General features: G+C 73.0%; 14 protein-coding genes. 8 read left to right on the top strand and 6 right to left on the bottom strand.

All coding sequences use genetic code 11. The annotated features are described in order from the left end of the window. Positions 1-98: 98 nt before the first annotated feature. The 3 genes from GA0070604_RS23910 to GA0070604_RS23920 form a co-directional block, all read right to left on the bottom strand. Complete coding sequence (locus tag GA0070604_RS23910) at positions 99-2780, bottom strand: thiamine pyrophosphate-dependent enzyme (protein ID WP_091122892.1); 2682 nt, start codon at positions 2778-2780, stop codon at positions 99-101. 72 nt (positions 2781-2852) lie between these two features. Beyond that, a complete protein-coding gene (locus tag GA0070604_RS23915; RefSeq protein ID WP_091122896.1) occupies positions 2853-3335 on the bottom strand; it encodes a MarR family winged helix-turn-helix transcriptional regulator in 483 nt (160 codons plus the stop codon). 93 nt (positions 3336-3428) lie between these two features. Beyond that, entirely contained in the window at positions 3429-3833 is a 405-nt protein-coding gene (locus GA0070604_RS23920; protein ID WP_091122899.1) for a secondary thiamine-phosphate synthase enzyme YjbQ, read from the bottom strand. Positions 3834-4010: 177 nt separating this feature from the next. Between GA0070604_RS23920 and aceE the strand changes: the two genes are divergently transcribed. After that, positions 4011-6755, top strand: coding sequence for a pyruvate dehydrogenase (acetyl-transferring), homodimeric type (gene aceE / locus GA0070604_RS23925; protein WP_091122903.1), 2745 nt, complete (start codon positions 4011-4013; stop codon positions 6753-6755). 287 nt (positions 6756-7042) lie between these two features. On the opposite strand, the gene GA0070604_RS23930 is transcribed toward aceE, so the two are convergent. Beyond that, on the bottom strand, positions 7043-7489 hold the full coding sequence (locus GA0070604_RS23930) for an SRPBCC family protein (protein ID WP_091122907.1): 447 nt from the start codon (positions 7487-7489) through the stop codon (positions 7043-7045). A 184-nt stretch (positions 7490-7673) separates the two neighbouring features. On the opposite strand from GA0070604_RS23930, the gene GA0070604_RS23935 reads away from it, so the two are divergent. The 3 genes from GA0070604_RS23935 to gltX all read left to right on the top strand — a co-directional run bounded on the left by GA0070604_RS23935 (position 7674) and on the right by gltX (position 11776). Then, positions 7674-9005: a GH1 family beta-glucosidase gene (locus GA0070604_RS23935; RefSeq protein ID WP_091122910.1), complete on the top strand. Its 1332-nt coding sequence runs from the start codon at positions 7674-7676 to the stop codon at positions 9003-9005. Continuing rightward, entirely contained in the window at positions 9002-10279 is a 1278-nt protein-coding gene (locus GA0070604_RS23940; protein WP_091122913.1) for an MFS transporter, read from the top strand. The genes GA0070604_RS23935 and GA0070604_RS23940 overlap by 4 nt, the downstream gene beginning before the upstream one ends. 87 nt (positions 10280-10366) lie before the next feature. Further along, a complete protein-coding gene (gene gltX, locus GA0070604_RS23945) occupies positions 10367-11776 on the top strand; it encodes a glutamate--tRNA ligase (protein ID WP_091122917.1) in 1410 nt (469 codons plus the stop codon). Between the two features lie 115 nt (positions 11777-11891). Here gltX and GA0070604_RS23950 read toward each other — a convergent pair whose 3' ends face one another. Continuing rightward, entirely contained in the window at positions 11892-12497 is a 606-nt protein-coding gene (locus GA0070604_RS23950; RefSeq protein ID WP_244162064.1) for a copper resistance CopC family protein, read from the bottom strand. A 245-nt stretch (positions 12498-12742) separates the two neighbouring features. On the opposite strand from GA0070604_RS23950, the gene GA0070604_RS23955 reads away from it, so the two are divergent. Beyond that, complete coding sequence (locus GA0070604_RS23955) at positions 12743-13402, top strand: hypothetical protein (RefSeq protein ID WP_091122925.1); 660 nt, start codon at positions 12743-12745, stop codon at positions 13400-13402. 53 nt (positions 13403-13455) lie between these two features. Here GA0070604_RS23955 and GA0070604_RS23960 read toward each other — a convergent pair whose 3' ends face one another. Further along, a complete protein-coding gene (locus tag GA0070604_RS23960) occupies positions 13456-13791 on the bottom strand; it encodes a hypothetical protein (RefSeq protein ID WP_091127371.1) in 336 nt (111 codons plus the stop codon). A gap of 458 nt (positions 13792-14249) precedes the next feature. On the opposite strand from GA0070604_RS23960, the gene GA0070604_RS23965 reads away from it, so the two are divergent. The 3 genes from GA0070604_RS23965 to GA0070604_RS23975 all read left to right on the top strand — a co-directional run bounded on the left by GA0070604_RS23965 (position 14250) and on the right by GA0070604_RS23975 (position 17707). Next, positions 14250-15515, top strand: a complete 1266-nt coding sequence (locus GA0070604_RS23965; protein WP_091122929.1) for a PucR family transcriptional regulator — start codon at positions 14250-14252, stop codon at positions 15513-15515. 78 nt (positions 15516-15593) lie between these two features. Next, positions 15594-16763 (top strand): acyltransferase domain-containing protein, encoded by a 1170-nt coding sequence (locus GA0070604_RS23970; protein ID WP_091122934.1) that lies wholly within the window; start codon positions 15594-15596, stop codon positions 16761-16763. Continuing rightward, entirely contained in the window at positions 16763-17707 is a 945-nt protein-coding gene (locus GA0070604_RS23975; protein WP_091122937.1) for a beta-ketoacyl-ACP synthase III, read from the top strand. The genes GA0070604_RS23970 and GA0070604_RS23975 overlap by 1 nt, the downstream gene beginning before the upstream one ends. Positions 17708-17764: the final 57 nt, after the last annotated feature.

A 17764-nucleotide genomic window follows, 5' to 3' on the forward strand; every position in this document is an offset into this window, starting at 1 on the left:
TCATCTCATCCCTGCTCGTGGCGTCGTCCGACGCCGTCGCGCCAAGTCCACACAGTTTGTGGCCCCCCGCGCAAGTGGCGCACCGGGTGGAACGGAATTTACCGTGCCAGCAGCGTGCGGGCACCCTGGGTAATGGCTTCCTCGGAGACCAGAACCTGCCGCGCCGCCGGACCTAATGGTACAAAACAGTCAAGGCCGGCAACTCTTCGCGCCGCCCCGACGTATCCGCCGTCCACCAGCGCGGCGATCACTCCCTCTCCCACCCCGCCCGACCGACGGGTCTCGTCCACGATCAGCACCCGGCCGGTGGCCGAGGACTCCCGGACGATGTCGGCCACCGGCAGCGGGGCGAGCCAGCGCAGGTCCACCACCCGGCTGCCGATCCCCTCGTCGGCGAGGGTGGCCGCGGCCCGCAGCGACATCCGCACCCCGTTGCCGAAGGTGATGATGGTGAGATCCTCGGCGGAGCCGACCCCGTACACCCGGGCCCGGCCGACCGGCACGTGGCGTGCGGCCCAGGCGCCCGGCTCGGCGTACTCGCCCAGCCATTCGCCGTCGCCGTCCGCGTAGAGGTCCCGGGTGTGGTAGAGCGCGATCGGCTCCAGGAACGCGCAGACGCTCCCGTCCACCGCCGCGGCGGCCAGGCACGTCCGCAGCATCGGCGCGGCGTCGTCCGGCCGCGCCGGCACCGCGATCACCAGCCCCGGCACGTCCCGGAGTACGGCCACCGAGTTGTCGTTGTGGAAGTGCCCGCCGAACCCCTCCTGGTAGGCCAGCCCGGCCACCCGGACCACCATCGGGTTCCGGTACGCCCCCTGCGAGAAGAACCGCATGGTGGCGGCCTCGCCCCGGAGCTGGTCCTCGGCGTTGTGCAGGTACGCCAGATACTGGATCTCCGGCACCGGCAGCATCCCGGCGACGCCCGCGCCCAGCCCGAGCCCGAGGATCGAGGTCTCGTCGAGCAGCGTGTCGAAGACCCGGGCCGCCCCGAACCTGTCCCGCAGCCCCTTGGTCACCCCGTACACCCCGCCCTTGGCGGCGACGTCCTCGCCGAAGACGGCCATCCCCGGGTGGTCCAGCATCCCGTCGGCGAGCGCCGCGTTGATGCTCTGCGCCAGGGTCAGCGGCCCAGCCAGCTCCGGCGGCTTGCCGCCGAACGCCTCGGCCCGGGCGCCCGCGTTCGGCCCGGCCGCGCGGGCCGCCGCGTCGGCCACCGCCCGGGAGACCCGGGCCGGTCGGCGTGGGGCCAGCTCCGCCACCACCTCGGCCGGGGACGCCAGTTTCGGCTCGTCGAGCACCTCCTCGGCGATCCGGCGGAGCTGCCAGCCGCGTTCGTCGTACCGGGCCAGCAGTTCCTCGCCGGTGGCGTGGCCCGCCGTCACCAGCAGCCGCGCCGTGGCCAGCAACGGGTCACGCGCCAGGTCCGCGCCGATCTCGGCCGGGCTCCGGTACGCGGTCTCCGCGTCGGCCTCGGCGTGACCCATCAGCCGTACGGTGGTCAGGTGCAGCACCGCCGGCCGGCGGTGCCGGCGCACCCAGCCCGCCGCCTGCTCCGCCACCCGGTACGTCTCGACGGGGTCGGTGCCGTCGGCGGCGAAATACCGGATCCCCGGCCTGGCCCGCAACGTCGCCTCGACCCAGCCCTGCGGCGAGCGCACGCTGATGCCGAGGCCGTTGTCCTCGCACACGAACAGGACCGGGATACGCAGCCCGGTGTGGTCGTACCAGCCGGCGGTGTTGAACGCGGCGGTGGCGGTGGCGTGGTTGACCGAGGCGTCCCCGAACGAGCAGACCACGATCGCGTCCGACGGCCACGGGGCGGTGGCGGTGTCCCCGCCGGACTCGGGCGTCACCGCGCCGGGCCGCCGGCCGCCACCGACCCGGCGCAGCCGTTCCAGGGCGAGCCCCATGCCGACCGCTCGGGGCAGGTGGGACGCGATGGTGGAGGTCGTCGGGATGACCGCCAGGTCGGGATGGCCGAACACCTTGTGCCGCCCTCCGGCGATCGGCTCCCGCGCCGAGGCGACCACGCCGCGCAGCACGTCCCGCGCCGCCTGCGCGTACCCGTCATCGGGATCCACTGCGGGCAGCGCCGGACCGGCCCCGCTGCCGGCCGCCGGGGGCACCGAGTCGGGAACGTCCGGAGCCTCGCCGGACCGGGCGGGCAGGGCACCGGCGTTGGGCGGGACCTCGACGGGCACGTCCCCGCCCAATTCGGCGGACGGGCCGACGGCTGACGACGGGCCGGCGGGCGGGGAGGCGTCAGCGCCCGAGGTCGAGCCGGCGGTCGGGGACGGGCTCGCGTCCGGCGACGGGTGAGCGGTGGAGGTCGGCGGCGGGCGGTCGGGGTCGGCGGTGCCCGGGGCCGCCGCCTCGGGTCCGGCGTCGTCGCCGGCGGCCGGCCGCCCGCTCGGGGGCGCGGTCGGAAAGTCCCCCGCCGCCTGGGCGGCACGGACACAGTAGAAGCCACCGGACCGGTAGTGCAGCAGGGCGGGGTCGGTCGGCCGCAGGGCGGCGGCGACGGCCGCGTTGCCTTCGTGGCCCGCCGAGCCGATCGTGTAGTAGCCCTCCCCGAAGCCGCGTAGCCACCGGGCGGCGAGGTCCAGCAGCCGGCTGGTCGCCTGAGCGTCGAAGAGGGCCAGTGCCTGCGCTCCGGTCAGCGGTCCACCGTCGGGCAGCCACTCGGCCAGGTCACGGCGCTGGTCCGGCCCGCCGAGCGCGCCCAGAGCCTCCCGGAACCGGTCGTCGAGATCTTGCGGGGTGGTCACGTCGGACAGCATTACCGACGGAGGCACGGGTCGCCCAGTCGGACACGATCGGACCGATCCGGGCGCGGCGCCCGCGCGGGCCTCCTAATCCTCGCCGCACGACTCCGGGCAGCCGCCGTCGGAGACCTTCCAGACCAGCTCCCGCAGCGTGGCCAGCTCTCCGGTGGTGAGGCCGCCGAGGAGCCGGGAGTCCGACATCACCTGCCGCACCTGGTCCCGTACGCGCCGGCCGGCCCCGGTCACCACCAGCGTCTTCTGCCGCCGGTCGGCCGGGTCGACCCGCCGTTCGACCAGCCCCGCCTGCTCCAGCCGATCGACCAGCGCGGTGACGTTGGACCGGTCGCAGCCGAGTTGCTCGGCGAGATCCCGGGCGGGCAGCGGGCGGTCGGGGTCGAGCGCGTGCAGGGCCCGGGCCGCGGCCGGGGTGAGCCCCAGCCCGGCGATCTCCTCGTCCTGGTGGTGTCGAATCGCGGCGGCGATGTGCAGGATCCGGCGCACGGTGTCCCCGGCCAGGCCGGTGCGGTCATCCACGTCGGGGCCGACGGCGGGAACGGTGGAGTGCGCCATGCCTCACATCGTACTTGCGAATCAATAGTGGAGGCATCCAACTATTGACCGACTCACCAATCGGCCGCCGCCGCGTGACCCCGGCCCGGCGCGTCAGCCCCGGAGGAACGAGAAGCGGACCGTACGGGTGGGGTTGTCGCCATTGGTGTCGACCAGACAGATCGACTGCCAGGTGCCCAGCCCCAGCCGCCCGTCGAGCACCGGCACGGTCGCGTACGGCGGGACGAACGCGGGCAGGACGTGGTCCCGGCCGTGCCCGGGTGAGCCGTGCCGGTGCCGCCAGCGGTCGTCGGCGGGGAGCAGTTCGTCGAGCGCGCGCAGCAGGTCGGTGTCGGAACCCGAGCCGGTCTCGATGATCGCCAGGCCGGCGGTGGCGTGCGGCACGAACACGTGCAGCAGGCCGTCGCCCTGGCCGGAGACGAACCGCTCGGCCTCGGCGGTGATGTCCCGGACGGACGGCCGGGACCCGGTGTGGACGGTGATCACGTCGGTGCGCACACCCGCATTCTGGCCCGACGGATGCTCCCGCGGTTGCCGCACGACCCGATATCGCAATGTTACTGGCCAGTACCTGTGTTCAGCGTCGCGTCTGAGGGAGGGAGGCGTGACGGAACGCGCCACGAGGGGGCAGGATGGCGCTAGAGACCAATCCCACACAGAACCGAGGGAACGCCTGTGGCTACGGAACGCAAGCGCCCGGTGATCACCGCTGGTCTGCCGAGCCAGCTTCCGGACATCGACCCTGAAGAGACCAGCGAATGGGTCGAGTCGCTCGACGGTGTCATCGACGAGCGCGGGACAAAGCGCGCCCGCTACGTCATGCTGCGCCTGCTGGAGCGGGCCCGAGAGCGCCAGGTCGGGGTGCCGTCCCTGACCACCACCGACTACATCAACACCATCCCGCCGGAGCGCGAGCCGTGGTTCCCCGGCGACGAGCACATCGAGCGGCGGATCCGGGCGTACATCCGGTGGAACGCCGCCATGCTGGTGCACCGGGCGCAGCGTCCGGAGATCGGCGTGGGCGGGCACATCTCCACCTTCGCCAGCTCCGCGTCCCTCTACGAGGTGGGCTTCAACCACTTCTTCCGGGGCAAGGACCACCCGGGCGGCGGCGACCACATCTTCTACCAGGGCCACGCCTCTCCCGGCATGTACGCGCGGGCCTTCATGGAGGGCCGGCTCAGCGCCGACCAGCTCGACGGCTTCCGCCAGGAGCTGTCGCACCCGGGCGGCGGGCTTCCTTCCTACCCGCACCCGCGGTTGATGCCGGACTTCTGGGAGTTCCCCACCGTCTCGATGGGCCTCGGGCCGATCAACGCGGTCTACCAGGCCCGATTCAACCGCTATCTGCACCACCGGGGCATCAAGGACACCTCCCAGCAGCACGTCTGGGCGTTCCTCGGCGACGGTGAGATGGACGAGGTCGAGTCGCTCGGCGCGATCGGCGTGGCCGCCCGCGAGGAGCTGGACAACCTCACCTTCGTGATCAACTGCAACCTGCAGCGGCTGGACGGCCCGGTCCGGGGCAACGGCAAGGTCATGCAGGAGCTGGAGGCGTTCTTCCGGGGCGCCGGCTGGAACGTGATCAAGGTGGTCTGGGGCCGGGAGTGGGACCCGCTGCTCGCGGCGGACACCGACGGCGCCCTGGTGAACCTGATGAACACCACGCCCGACGGCGACTACCAGACCTACAAGGCGGAGTCCGGGGCGTACGTCCGGGAGCACTTCTTCGGCCGCGACCCGCGCACCCGCAAGATGGTCGAGCACCTCAGCGACGACGAGATCTGGAACCTCAAGCGGGGTGGCCACGACTATCGCAAGCTCTACGCGGCCTACAAGGCGGCGATGGAGCACACCGGCCAGCCGACGGTGATCCTGGCCAAGACCATCAAGGGCTGGACGCTGGGCTCGCACTTCGAGGCCCGCAACGCCACCCACCAGATGAAGAAGCTGACGCTGGAGGACCTGAAGCTCTTCCGCGACCGGCTCTACCTGGACATCCCGGACAAGCAGCTGGAGGAGAACCCGTACCTCCCGCCGTACTTCCACCCGGGCGAGAAGTCCGAGGAGATCGAATACCTGCACGAGCGGCGCCGGCAGCTCGGCGGCTACCTGCCGACCCGGCGGACGCAGCACAAGACGCTGCAGATCCCGGGCACCGAGCGGTTCTCCGACGTCAAGCGCGGCTCGGGCAAGCAGAAGGTGGCGACCACCATGGCCTTCGTCCGCCTGCTCAAGGACGTGATGAAGGACAAGGAGTTCGGCAAGCGCTGGGTGCCGATCATCCCGGACGAGGCCCGTACCTTCGGCATGGACTCGCTCTTCCCGACCGCGAAGATCTACTCGCCGCACGGCCAGCGGTACACCTCGGTGGACCGGGACCTGTTCCTGTCCTACAAGGAGGCCACCGGCGGCCAGATCCTGCACGAGGGGATCAACGAGGCCGGTTCGGTCGCCTCGTTCACCGCCGCCGGCACCTCGTACGCCACCCACGGCGAGCCGATGATCCCGATGTACATCTTCTACTCGATGTTCGGGTTCCAGCGGACCGCCGACGGGCTGTGGGCCGCGGCCGACCAGATGGCGCGGGGCTTCCTGCTCGGCGCGACCGCCGGCCGGACCACGCTCAACGGTGAGGGCCTCCAGCACGAGGACGGCCACTCGCTGCTGATCGCCGCCACCAACCCGGCGGTGGTCGCGTACGACCCGGCGTTCGCGTACGAGATCGCGCACATCGTGGAGAACGGCCTGCACCGGATGTACGGCGAGGCGCAGGAAAACATCTTCTACTACCTCACCGTCTACAACGAGCCGATCTTCCAGCCGGCCGAGCCGCAGGGCGTGGACGTCGAGGGCATCCTCAAGGGCATCTACCGCTACTCCCCCGCCCCTCAGCTCGGCGCCGACGCGCCGAAGGCGAACCTGCTGGCCTCCGGCACGGGCATGCAGTGGGCGCTCAAGGCGCAGCAGCAGCTCGCCGAGGACTGGGGCGTGGCCGCAGACGTCTGGTCGGTGACCTCCTGGACCGAGCTGCGCCGCGACGCGGTGGAGTGCGAGGAGCACAACCTGCTCAACCCGGGCGCCGAGCAGCGGGTGCCGTACGTGGCGCGGAAGCTGGCCGACGCCGAGGGGCCGAAGGTCGCGGTCAGCGACTGGATGCGCGCGGTGCCGGACCTGATCGCCCGCTGGGTGCCCGGCGACTACACCTCGCTCGGCACCGACGGCTTCGGCATGTCGGACACCCGGCACGCGCTGCGTCGGCACTTCCACGTGGACGCCGAGTCGGTGACCGTCGCGGCGCTGCGCCAGCTCGCCCTTCGCGGCGCGGTGCCGGCCCACGTGCCGGCCGAGGCCGCCAAGAAGTACGCGCTGGAGGACGTCAACGCGGCCCCGGTCGGCGAGACCGGCGGCGACAGCTGACCCACCCGGCACGACAGGGGCCCGGCGCTACCCGCGCCGGGCCCCTTTTCGTCGTCTTCGCACGCTCCAAGACCGGCAACTTCAGGCAAAGTGCTGCCTCATGAGGCCGGAAGGCAGCACTTTCGGGGAAAGTGCGCGGATCCTGGCATCGCTCACGCCACCTGCTGGGCCGGCGGCGATCGCCGAGTTGCGGGCCGGCTGACGGCGGCGAAGCTGACGATGGTCCGGCGTCCCTGGCGGGAACGCCGGACCATCACCATCGCGGGCGACGCCCGGGACCGGCTCGGTCAGCCGACGGCGGCCAGGTCGGTCAGCCGGGCCAGCGAGTCCTCCAGGTCGGCGCCGACCCGCCGCAGGCCGAGCCGGAGCAGAGCGGCCTTGACCGGCCCGGCGGGCCACCGTACGACGATGAGCCGCACGATCGTCCCGCCTTCCTCCTCGTCCGGGGTCAGCTGTACGTAGATCTCGGTGCGCGCCTCGGCCCGGGCACCGGCGCCCCTGGCCCGCTCACGCCACCCGATCAGGGTCGGCTCCTGATAGGCGATCACCTCGGCCTCGTGCGCCGCGCCGCGCCCGGCCTGGACCCGTTGTCGCCGGCCGAACCCCTCTCCGGAGAGGACCTCGGCCGCACGGACCCCCGCCAGCCAGGCCGGCAACTGCTCGGCCCGCTGCACCACGTCCCAGACCGCTTCCACCGGCGCCATCACGTGCGCACTGCGTTCCACGAGGATCATTTGTCTTTCTCCCACTAAGGACATCCGCGATATTCGGAACTGTATGCGCAAATTCGGACTTAACCGGACGGGTTCGGAAAAGACACGCCGAAAAGCCTTGCGCGACCGTCCACGTCCGACCTATGGCGCATCGCCCGGCGTACCCCTAGAGTCGCGAACACGCTTCGCGCTTCCGGGAGGCCGAATGACGACCGCGCCGATGCCCGAGTTCCCCGCCGGCTTCCGGTGGGGGGTGTCCACCTCCGCGTACCAGATCGAGGGAGCGACCACCGCCGACGGCCGGGGACCGTCCATCTGGGACACCTTCGCCCACACCCCGGGGCGGATCGCCGACGGCAGCACCGGCGACGAGGCGTGCGACCACTACCACCGGCACGCCGAGGACGTCGCGCTGCTGGCCGGGCTCGGGGTGTCCGCGTACCGGTTCTCGATCGCCTGGCCCCGGGTCCAGCCCACCGGCGTCGGCCCGGCCAATCCCGCCGGGCTGGACTTCTACGAGCGGCTGGTGGACGAGCTGCTCGGGCACGGCGTCGACCCGGTCGCCACGCTCTTCCACTGGGACCTGCCGCAGGCCCTCGAGGACGCCGGCGGTTGGCTCGACCGGGACACCGCGCACCGCTTCGCCGAGTACGCCGACCTGGTCGCCGCCCGTCTCGGCGACCGGGTGAAGCTCTGGATCACCCTCAACGAGCCGTTCGTCCACATGAGCCTCGGGCACGGCACAGGCGAGCACGCCCCGGGCCGGACACTGCTCTTCGACGCTCTCCCGGTGGCCCACCACCAACTCCTCGGGCACGGCCTCGCGGTCGACGCGCTGCGCGCCCGTGGCAACGGCCCGGTGGCCATTGCGAACAACTACTCCCCGGTGCGGCTAGCCGGGGACAGCGACGCGGACCGGGCCGCCGGGGCGGCGTACGACGCGCTGCACAACCGGCTCTTCACCGACCCACTGCTCGGCCTCGGTTACCCGGAGGGGATGAGCTTCGACCCCGGCGTGGTCCGCGACGGGGACCTCGACGTGATCGCCGCCCCGCTCGACGTGCTCGGGGTGAACTACTACCACCCGACCGGCGTCCGGGCCGCCGAGGAGGGCTCCCCGCTGCCGTTCGAGATCGTGCCGCTGGCGGGCTACCCCCGCACCGCGTTCGACTGGCCGGTGGTCCCGGACGGGCTGCGCGAACTGCTCGTCCAGCTACGCGACCGGTACAGCGCCGCGCTGCCGCCGATCCAGGTCACCGAGAGCGGCTGCGCGTACGACGACGAGCCGGACGCCAACGGCCGGGTGGACGATCCGGAGCGGATCGCGTACCTGGACGGGCACCTGCGGGCGGTCCGCGCGGCGATGGACGAAGGGGTCGAGGTGACCGGGTACTTCGTCTGGTCGCTGCTGGACAACTGGGAGTGGGCGGAGGGCTTCACCAAGCGGTTCGGCCTGGTGCACGTCGACTACGCCTCCCAGCGGCGTACCCCGAAGTCGTCGTACGCCTGGTTCCGGGACCGGATCGCACGGCCGTGACCACGGTCGACCCGCCGCCGGCCGCGCTGCCGGCGGCGCTCACCGAACCGACCGTGCCGGTACGGCGGAGCTGGATCGCACTGATCTTCGCGGCCAACCTCGGCGTCTGGATGGCCTTCTTCACCCCGATCCAGGTGCTGCTGCCCGAGCAGGTGGCGCGGATCGCGCCCGGCGACAAGGAGGCGATGCTCGCCGTCGTCACCGGCCTCGGCGCGCTCGCCGCGGTGCTGGCCAACCCGCTCGCCGGGGCGCTGTCCGACCGTACCGTGCTCCGGCTGGCCGGCCGGCACCTCGGCCGGCGGCACGTGTGGACCGCGTCCGGCGCGGTGCTCGGTGCGTTCGCCCTGGTGCTGCTGGCCCGGCAGGACAGCATCGTCGGGGTGGCGCTCGGCTGGGTCGCCGCCCAGGTGTGCTTCAACGCGATGCTGGCCAGCCTCACCGCCGCCCTTCCGGACCGGGTGCCGGTCGCCCAGCGCGGCAGCGTCTCCGGCTGGGTGGGCATCCCGCAGGCGCTCGGCCTGGTGGTCGGGGCGGTGCTGGTCACCGCCGTGGTCACCGGCAACGCCGCCGGGTACGCCGCGGTCGCGCTCGCGATGCTGCTGCTGTCGCTGCCGTTCACGCTGCTCACCGGGGACGACCCGCTGCCCCGGGAGCACCGGGCGGCGCTGCGGCTACGCGGGCTGCTCGCCTCGCTGTGGATCAGCCCGCGCCGGCACCCCGACTTCGCCTGGGCCTGGTTCACCCGGTTCCTGGTGCAGACCGGCAACGCGCTCGGCACGCTCTACCTGCTGTATTTCCTCGCCGACGGGGTGCGTGTGCCCGACCCGGAGGGCGCGCTGCTGGTGCTGATCCTGCTCTACACGCTGGGCATGATGCTCACCGCGGTGGTGGCCGGGCGGCTGTCGGACCGGTCCGGCCGGCGGCGGGTCTTCGTGATCGTCTCCGGGTTGATCATGGCGGTGGCGGCGCTGCTGCTGGCGGTGGCGCCGGTCTGGCCGATGGCGGTCGTCGCCGCGTTGCTGCTCGGCGGCGGATACGGGGTCTACCTGGCGGTGGACGCCGCGTTGATCACCCAGGTACTGCCGGCCGCCACCGACCGGGCCAAGGACCTCGGGGTGATCAACATCGCGAACTCCGCGCCGCAGGTGCTCGGCCCGGCGCTCTCCGCCCCGATCGTGGTCCACCTGGGCGGCTATCCCACCCTGTACGCGGCCACCGCCGCCGTCACCCTCCTCGGCAGCGCCCTGGTATTGAAGATCCGCTCGGTCCCCTGAGCTGTTAGGAAGGGACCCTTTACCCCCACGAGGCGTTAAGAAGGGGCCCTTCCTTATTCGCTCGCCGGCCGCCGTAGGCTGGGGGACGTGACGGTACGTGTACGCTTCGCCCCTTCCCCGACCGGTATGTTCCACGTCGGCGGCGCCCGCTCGGCGCTACAGAACTGGATCTACGCCAAGCAGCAGGGCGGGGTGTTCGTGCTCCGCATCGAGGACACCGACGCGGCCCGCAACAAGCCGGAGTGGACCGAGGGCATCCTGTCGGCGCTGGACTGGATCGGCATCGAGCGGGGCAGCTACGAGGGCCCGCACTTCCAGTCGTCGAACGCGGGCGAGCACCGCGCCGCCGCTCAGCGGCTGTACGAGGGCGGCCGGGCGTACTACTGCGACTGCACCCGGGAGGACGTGCAGGCCCGCACCGGCTCCCAGTACGCCGGCTACGACGGCTTCTGCCGTGACCGCGGGCTGCCGCCGGGTGAGGGCCGGGCGCTGCGCTTCCGTACGCCGGACGAGGGCGAGACGGTGGTGGTCGACCTGATCCGCGGCGAGCCGACCTTCGAGAACAAGCTGATCGAGGACTTCGTCATCGCCCGGGGCGACGGCTCACCGGTGTTCCTGCTCGCCAACGTGGTCGACGACATGACCATGGGGATCACCCACGTGATCCGGGCCGAGGAGCACCTGCCCAACACCCCGAAGCAGCAGCTGCTCTGGGACGCGCTCGGGGTCAAGCCGCCGGTCTGGGCGCACGTGCCCGTGGTGGTGAACGAGAAGCGGCAGAAGCTGTCCAAGCGGCGGGACAAGGTCGCCCTGGAGGCGTACCGCGACGAGGGCTACCTTGCCGACGCGATGCGCAACTACCTGATGCTGCTCGGCTGGGCGCCGTCCGGCGATCGCGAGATCGTGCCCTGGTCGGTGATCGAGGAGGAGTTCCGGCTGGAGGAGGTGAACCCCTCCCCCGCGTTCTTCGACGAGAAGAAGCTGCGGGCGTTCAACGGCGAGTACATCCGGGCGCTCCCGGTCGAGGACTTCATCACGGAGTGCCAGCCGTGGCTGACCGGCACCGGCACCATCGCCCCGCCGCCCTGGCAGCCGGAGGAGTTCGACGTGGCCGCCTTCGCCGCGGTGGCGCCGCTGGCGCAGACCCGGATCGCGGTGCTCAGCGAAATCGTGCCGAACGTCGACTTCCTCTTCCTGGCCGACCCGCTGATCGACGAGGCGGCCTGGGCGAAGGCGATGAAGGAGGGCGCGGCCGAGCTGCTGGACGCGGCGATCGCCGCGTTCGAGGGGCTGGAGTCCTGGGACGCCGAGTCGCTGAAGTCCACGCTGGAGGCGGTCGGCGCGGAGCGCGGCCTGAAGCTGGGCAAGGCGCAGGCCCCGGTCCGGGTCGCGGTCACCGGTCGTACCGTCGGCCTGCCGCTCTTCGAGTCCCTTGAGGTGCTCGGCCGCGAGCGCACCCTGACCCGGCTGCGCGCCGCCCGGGTACGCCTGGTCTGACCCTGGACGCCCGCGAAGAAGGGGCCCGCCGGCTGACCGGCGGGCCCCTTCGCGTCCGGTGTGTTTCGTGGACGGGCCGCGCGGCCGGTCCGGTGCCGGTGTCGGCGCGTGCCGGTCAGCCCCGGCGCGCGGAACGGCGGCGGAGCAGCAGCCCACCCCCCAGCGCGCCGAGCACGACCACCGCCCCGATCGCCCACCACAGCCCGGCGCCGCCGTCGTCGGCGGAGCGCGAGGCGGCCGGTTCGAGGCTCGCCGACGAGGTCGCGTCGGCCGTCGGCGCGCTGGTCGGCTCGGCCGCCGGGCTGGTGGGCGGCACGGTGGTCGGTGGCGCGTCGGCCGAGGGGGTGGCGGTGGCCGCGCCGGTGGTCAGGGTGAAGGTGACCTTCCCGCTGGCCTGGTGGCCGTCGGCCGAAGCGACCTGGTACGCGACGGTGTACTCGCCGGCCGGCCCCGGGGTGAACGGCACGCTCACCCGCTTGCCGGAGATGGTCGGCTCACCGCCGGAGGCGGGCACGCCGTCCGGCCCGGCAACTGTGATCTTGATCGCACTGGGGTCCGGTGTGGCGAGGAACCGGAGTTCGATCTGCTTCGGGGCGCTCGCCACGCGCGCCCCGTCCTTCGGGACGCTGCCGGTCAGCGAATTGTGCGCGGCGGCCGGGCTGGCCGGCAGCGCGGCCCCGCCCAGCGCCACGCCGAGAACCACCAACCAGGTACGCGCCACACGAGCAAGCCTGCCCCCCATGAGCCCCTCCGTCCGGGTACGATCCGGCCGCTGATCATCGGCCGTTCAATTGGTCGGTCCCAGATCGCAAATAGTTCCAAATACTCTTCCAGCAGCTGCAACCGAGCGACGTTCCACGGAGTCTCTTCAGTGGGCACCGGTCTTCGCCGGGCGGCCATCACCATCGGCCGAGCAAGCGTGACCCGCAGCGGAAGCCAGCCATCGAACGGGGCGAGGAGGCGGCGATGGTCCGGAGGGTGAGGCGGCTGCTGGTGGCCGTAGCCGGGACGGTGATGGCGACCGTGTGCGCGCTGGCCCTGGCGGGCCCGTCCGCGGCCCACGCGGCGGCACCCAAGCCCGCGGTGGCCGGAGTGGACATCACCGGCGATCAGCTGGACGAACCCCTGCGGCTGCGCGCCGACACCCACCCCGCCGAGGTGACCACGGTGATCGACCAGGTCGACTGGCTGGGGCGTACCGGCCAGCCGCGCGGCCCACAGGCGGCGGACCTCGGTCCCAAGTACACCGTCGTGGTGCTGGCCGGGGACGTCCCGAAGAACACCTACGACCTCTACCCGCTGGCCAAGGGCGGGCCGCGGATCTACCGGCCGGCGAAGCAACCCGACCGGAGTAAGACCCTGGCCGGCTGGTTCTTCGGCCGGCTGAACATGTCCGAGACGCTGCGCGCGGCCGGCGTGCCGCTGGAGCGGCAGTTCGACACGATCAGCGGCGGCGTCGGGGGCGGCCAACGGGTCATTCCGGGCGACTCGCTTGCCCCGGGGCAGGACCTCGACGCGACGATGAACGAACTCCAGCGGCTGCTGCTGCTCAACGCCGGGGTGATGGTGGTCATCACCGTCGGGCTCGCCGGCATCGCGCTGCTGGTCCGCCGGCGTACCCGCTGAGGCCGGGCCGGCGACCGGCCCCCGGGCACCAGCCGGTCCCGGGGGTGTCCGGATCAGCACCAGCGGCGTGGCGGTCGTTCCTGGCGGACCGTACGGCTGCGGGGGCGGACGGCGCCGTGCCGGTGCGCGCCCGCCCAGCCGGGCAGGGCGCTGCGGCAGCCCTGCTCGATGACCGGCTCGGGCACGGCCGGCACCATCGGCTCGGCGGCCCGCTGCCGGGGCGCGGGCGGGTCGTCGTGGCCGCGTTCGGGCGCTCGCCCGGCCGGCGGCTCGACCGGATGGGTCACCCCCGTCCGGCGGGGGTGCTTGGCGGACGCCGGCTGTTCGTGGTGACCCGGCCGGCAGGGCTCGCCCTGGGCGCAGCCGTGCTCGGCCTCCCCGTGCGCCATCCCGGTCTCCTCACGTTCACCCTCGGCCGTCAGGCGGTCGCCCCGGCGTGCCACCTCACACCGTACTGGCCGGGTCCGACGGACTGTCCAGCGCGTACCGGGTCGGCCGGCCACCAGACGGACCGCGGCTAGCGGGCGGCGTCCAGGTCGGCGCGGGTGACCAGGGCACGCAGCGTGACCCCCTGCGCCGCCCGCGCCGCCCTCGGCCCGGTCCAGCAGAACCGGATCGGCCTCGAACCGATACTCGTCGGCGATCCGGCCGGACCGGAGCACGAATTGGCCGGTGAGCCGGCAGGTGGCGGCGAGGTCCCGGGCGAGATCGGCACGGGCGTTGCGGGTATCGGCCACGGGAGGTCATTCTCACCGATCGTTGGTGGGCGCACCCCGCTGCGCCGTGCCGGCCCACACCTGACCCCCTCGGTGTGGAGGCGCTGGTCACGGCATGTCAGGCTGAAGCGGTGAGTGAACCGGGCGGAACCGATTTGTCGGCCACACTGCGCCGGATCGAACGGGCGGCGGGCGCGCTGGCCACCGCCAGCGTGGCGCGGATGGACGAGGCCCTTCCCTGGTTCCGGGAGCTGCCGGCGGACCAGCGGGCCTGGGTCATGCTGGTCGCCCAGGCCGGTGTCCGGTCGCTGGTGCAGTGGTTGCGCCAGGGCGGCGGCGCGACCGACAGCAGCCAGGAGGTGTCCGACGAGGTCTTCGCCGCCGCGCCGCAGGCCCTGGCCCGCTCGATCAGCCTCCAGCAGACCGTGGCGCTGATCAAGGTCACCATCGAGGTGGTCGAGGAACAGGTGGCGCACCTGGCCGCCGAGGGCGAGGAGCAGCCGCTGCGGGAGGCCGTGCTGCGGTTCTCCCGGGAGATCGCGTTCGCCGCCGCCCGGGTGTACGCCCGCGCCGCCGAGTCGCGTGGCTCGTGGGACGCCCGGCTTCAGGCGTTGCTGGTGGACGCGTTGCTGCGCGGCGACTCGCCGGACGTGCTGGCCAGCCGGGCGGCGGCGCTGGGCTGGACGGACGCGCCGCCGGTGGCGGTGGCGGTGGGCCGATCGCCCGGCGGTGAGGTGGCCGCCGTGCTGCACACCGTCTACCGGCAGGCCCGCCGGATCGGGGTCGAGGTGATCGGCGGCGTGCACGGCGACCGGCTGGTCATCGTGCTGGGCGGGGCGGCCGACCCGTTGGGGGCCACCGACAAGCTGCTTCCCGCGTTCGGGGACGGGCCGGTGGTGGTCGGTCCGGCCGTACCCAGCCTGGACGAGGCGACGGACTCGGCGCGGGCCGCGCTGGCCGGGTTCCGTGCGGCGCCGGCCTGGCCGACCGCGCCCCGCCCGGTGCCCGCCGCCGACCTGCTGCCCGAGCGGGCCCTGGCCGGCGACGCCGAGGCCCGCCGCCGGCTGCGGCACGACGTGTACGCGGTGCTGGCCCGCGCCGGTGGCGAACTGCTGGAGACGCTGGACGCCTTCTTCGCCGCGGGCGGGACGCTGGAGAGCGCCGCCCGGGCGCTGTACGTGCACCCGAACACGGTGCGTTACCGGCTCAAGCGGGTCGCCGAGGTGACCGGCTTCTCACCGCTGGTCCCCCGGGACGCGTTCGCGCTTCAGGTGGCGTTGACCGTGGGGCGCCTCGACCCGGTGGCCCCGGGGGTCGCACCCGTCCCGAGTCAGACAATGACCGCAGGGGCCCGAAAATCATCCCAGACAGGCGATGACCGTCGCCGATTTTTGTAGGGTTCCTCCAAAGCTCCTAGTACGGCTTGGTGCCATGCGTTACAGCGCGACCCGCGAGTATCCGTCAGAGTCGTAGACGTGCTCGCCGTACTCTCACCTGGCCAGGGTTCCCAGAAACCCGGCTTCCTGACTCCCTGGCTCGCCCTGCCGGGTGCCGAGGCCCGCCTGCGCTGGTGGTCGGCGCTGGCCGGAGTCGACCTGGTCCACCTCGGCACCGAGGCGGACGCCGAGGAGATCAAGGACACCGCCCGCACGCAGCCGCTGCTCGTCGCGGCCGCGCTGCTCGCCGCCGAGCACCTGCCGATGCACGACGTCGCGCTGGTCGCCGGACACAGCGTGGGCGAACTGGGCGCCGCCGCCCTGGCCGGGGTGCTCCCCGCCGAGGCGGCCGTCACCCTCGCCGGCATACGCGGCCGGGAGATGGCCGCCGCCTGCGCGCTGGAGCCGACCGGGATGGCCGCCGTGCTCGGCGGCGACCCGGACGAGGTACTCGCCGCCATCGCGGCCCACGGGCTGCACCCGGCCAACCGCAACGGCAGCGGCCAGGTCGTCGCCGCCGGTGCGGTGGCCGGCCTGGAGAAGCTCGCCGCCGAGCCGCCGGCACGGGCCCGGATCACCCGGCTCCAGGTGGCCGGTGCCTTCCACACCCCGTACATGGCCCCGGCCGAGGCCGCCCTGGCCTCCGTCGCCGCCGGCATCACCCCGTCCGACCCGGCCCGGATCCTGCTGTCCAACCTTGACGGCTCGGCGGTCAACCACGGCCGGGAGATGGTGCAGCGGCTGGTCCGCCAGGTGACCGCCCCGGTCCGCTGGGACCTGTGCATGCGTACCCTGGCCGACCTCGGGGTGACCGGCGTGGTCGAGCTGCCGCCGGCCGGCACCCTGGCCGGCCTGGTGAAGCGGGAGCTCAAGGGCGAGGGGCTGCCGGAGATCGTCACCCTGAAGACCCCCGACGACCTGCCCGCCGCGCAGGACCTGATCGCCCGGCACAGCGGCCTGAGCGGCCACGAGCCGGTGATCCAGTTCCGGGTGGTGGTCGCCCCCGCAGCCGGGACCTTCGCGCCGCTGGCCGAGCTGGCCGAGGGCGTCGACCTGCACGCCGGCCAGGTCATCGGCCACATCGCCACCCGGCAGGGGCCGGTCGAGGTGACCGCGCACGGCAGCGGGCTGCTCACCGAGTGGCTCGCCCACCACGACGACCCGGTCGCCCCGGGCCAGCCCCTTGCCCGGATCGGAGGACAGCACTGATGTCCAGCAGCAAAATCATTGCCATGGGGCACTACCAGCCCTCCCGAGTGGTGACCAACGACGATCTCGCGCAGCTGGTCGACACCAACGACGAGTGGATCCGGGACCGGGTCGGCATCGTCACCCGGCGGATCGCCGGCGACGAGACGGTGGCCGACATGGCCGCGGCCGCCGCCGGCAAGGCGCTGGCCAACTCCGGCCTCACCGCCGCCGACATCGACCTGGTGGTGGTCGCCACCTGCACGTCGATCGACCGCAGCCCGAACGTGGCCTGCCGGGTCGCCGCCAAGCTGGGCATCAACGCCCCGGGCGCGTTCGACGTCAACACCGCCTGCTCGGGCTTCGCGTACGCCCTCGGCACGGCCGACCACGCGGTCCGGGCCGGAGCGTCCCGCAACGCGATCGTGATCGGTGCGGAGAAGCTCTCCGACTTCACCGACTGGACCGACCGCTCGACCTGCATCATCTTCGGCGACGGCGCCGGAGCGGCGGTGATCACCGCGACCGCCGAGGACGAGCCGGCCGGGATCGGGCCGGTGGTCTGGGGCTCGGTGCCGGAGAAGAGCGACGCGGTCCGCATCGAGGGCTGGCGCCCGTACGTCGCGCAGGAGGGGCAGATGGTCTTCCGCTGGGCCACCACCGCGCTGGCGCCCCTCGCGCTCCAGGCCTGCGAGAAGGCCGGGGTGACCCCCGCCGAGCTGGCGGCGTTCGTGCCGCACCAGGCCAACGCGCGGATCATCGACGGCATCGCCAGGCGGCTGAACATCCCCGACGCGATCATCGCGAAGGACATCGTCGAGTCCGGCAACACGTCGGCGGCGAGCATCCCGCTCGCCCTGTCCAAGCTGGTCGAGCGACGTGAGGTGCCGGCCGGGGCGCCGGTGCTGCTGTTCGGCTTCGGCGGCGGCCTGACCTACGCCGGTCAGGTCGTCCGCTGCCCCTGAAGACCCCCTCGGGCGCGAGTGCGCCGAGGTGTGGCGGCCGGCGACGCCGGCCGTCGT

Origin of the sequence: Micromonospora eburnea (genome assembly GCF_900090225.1) — a bacterium.
GTDB lineage: Bacteria > Actinomycetota > Actinomycetes > Mycobacteriales > Micromonosporaceae > Micromonospora > Micromonospora eburnea.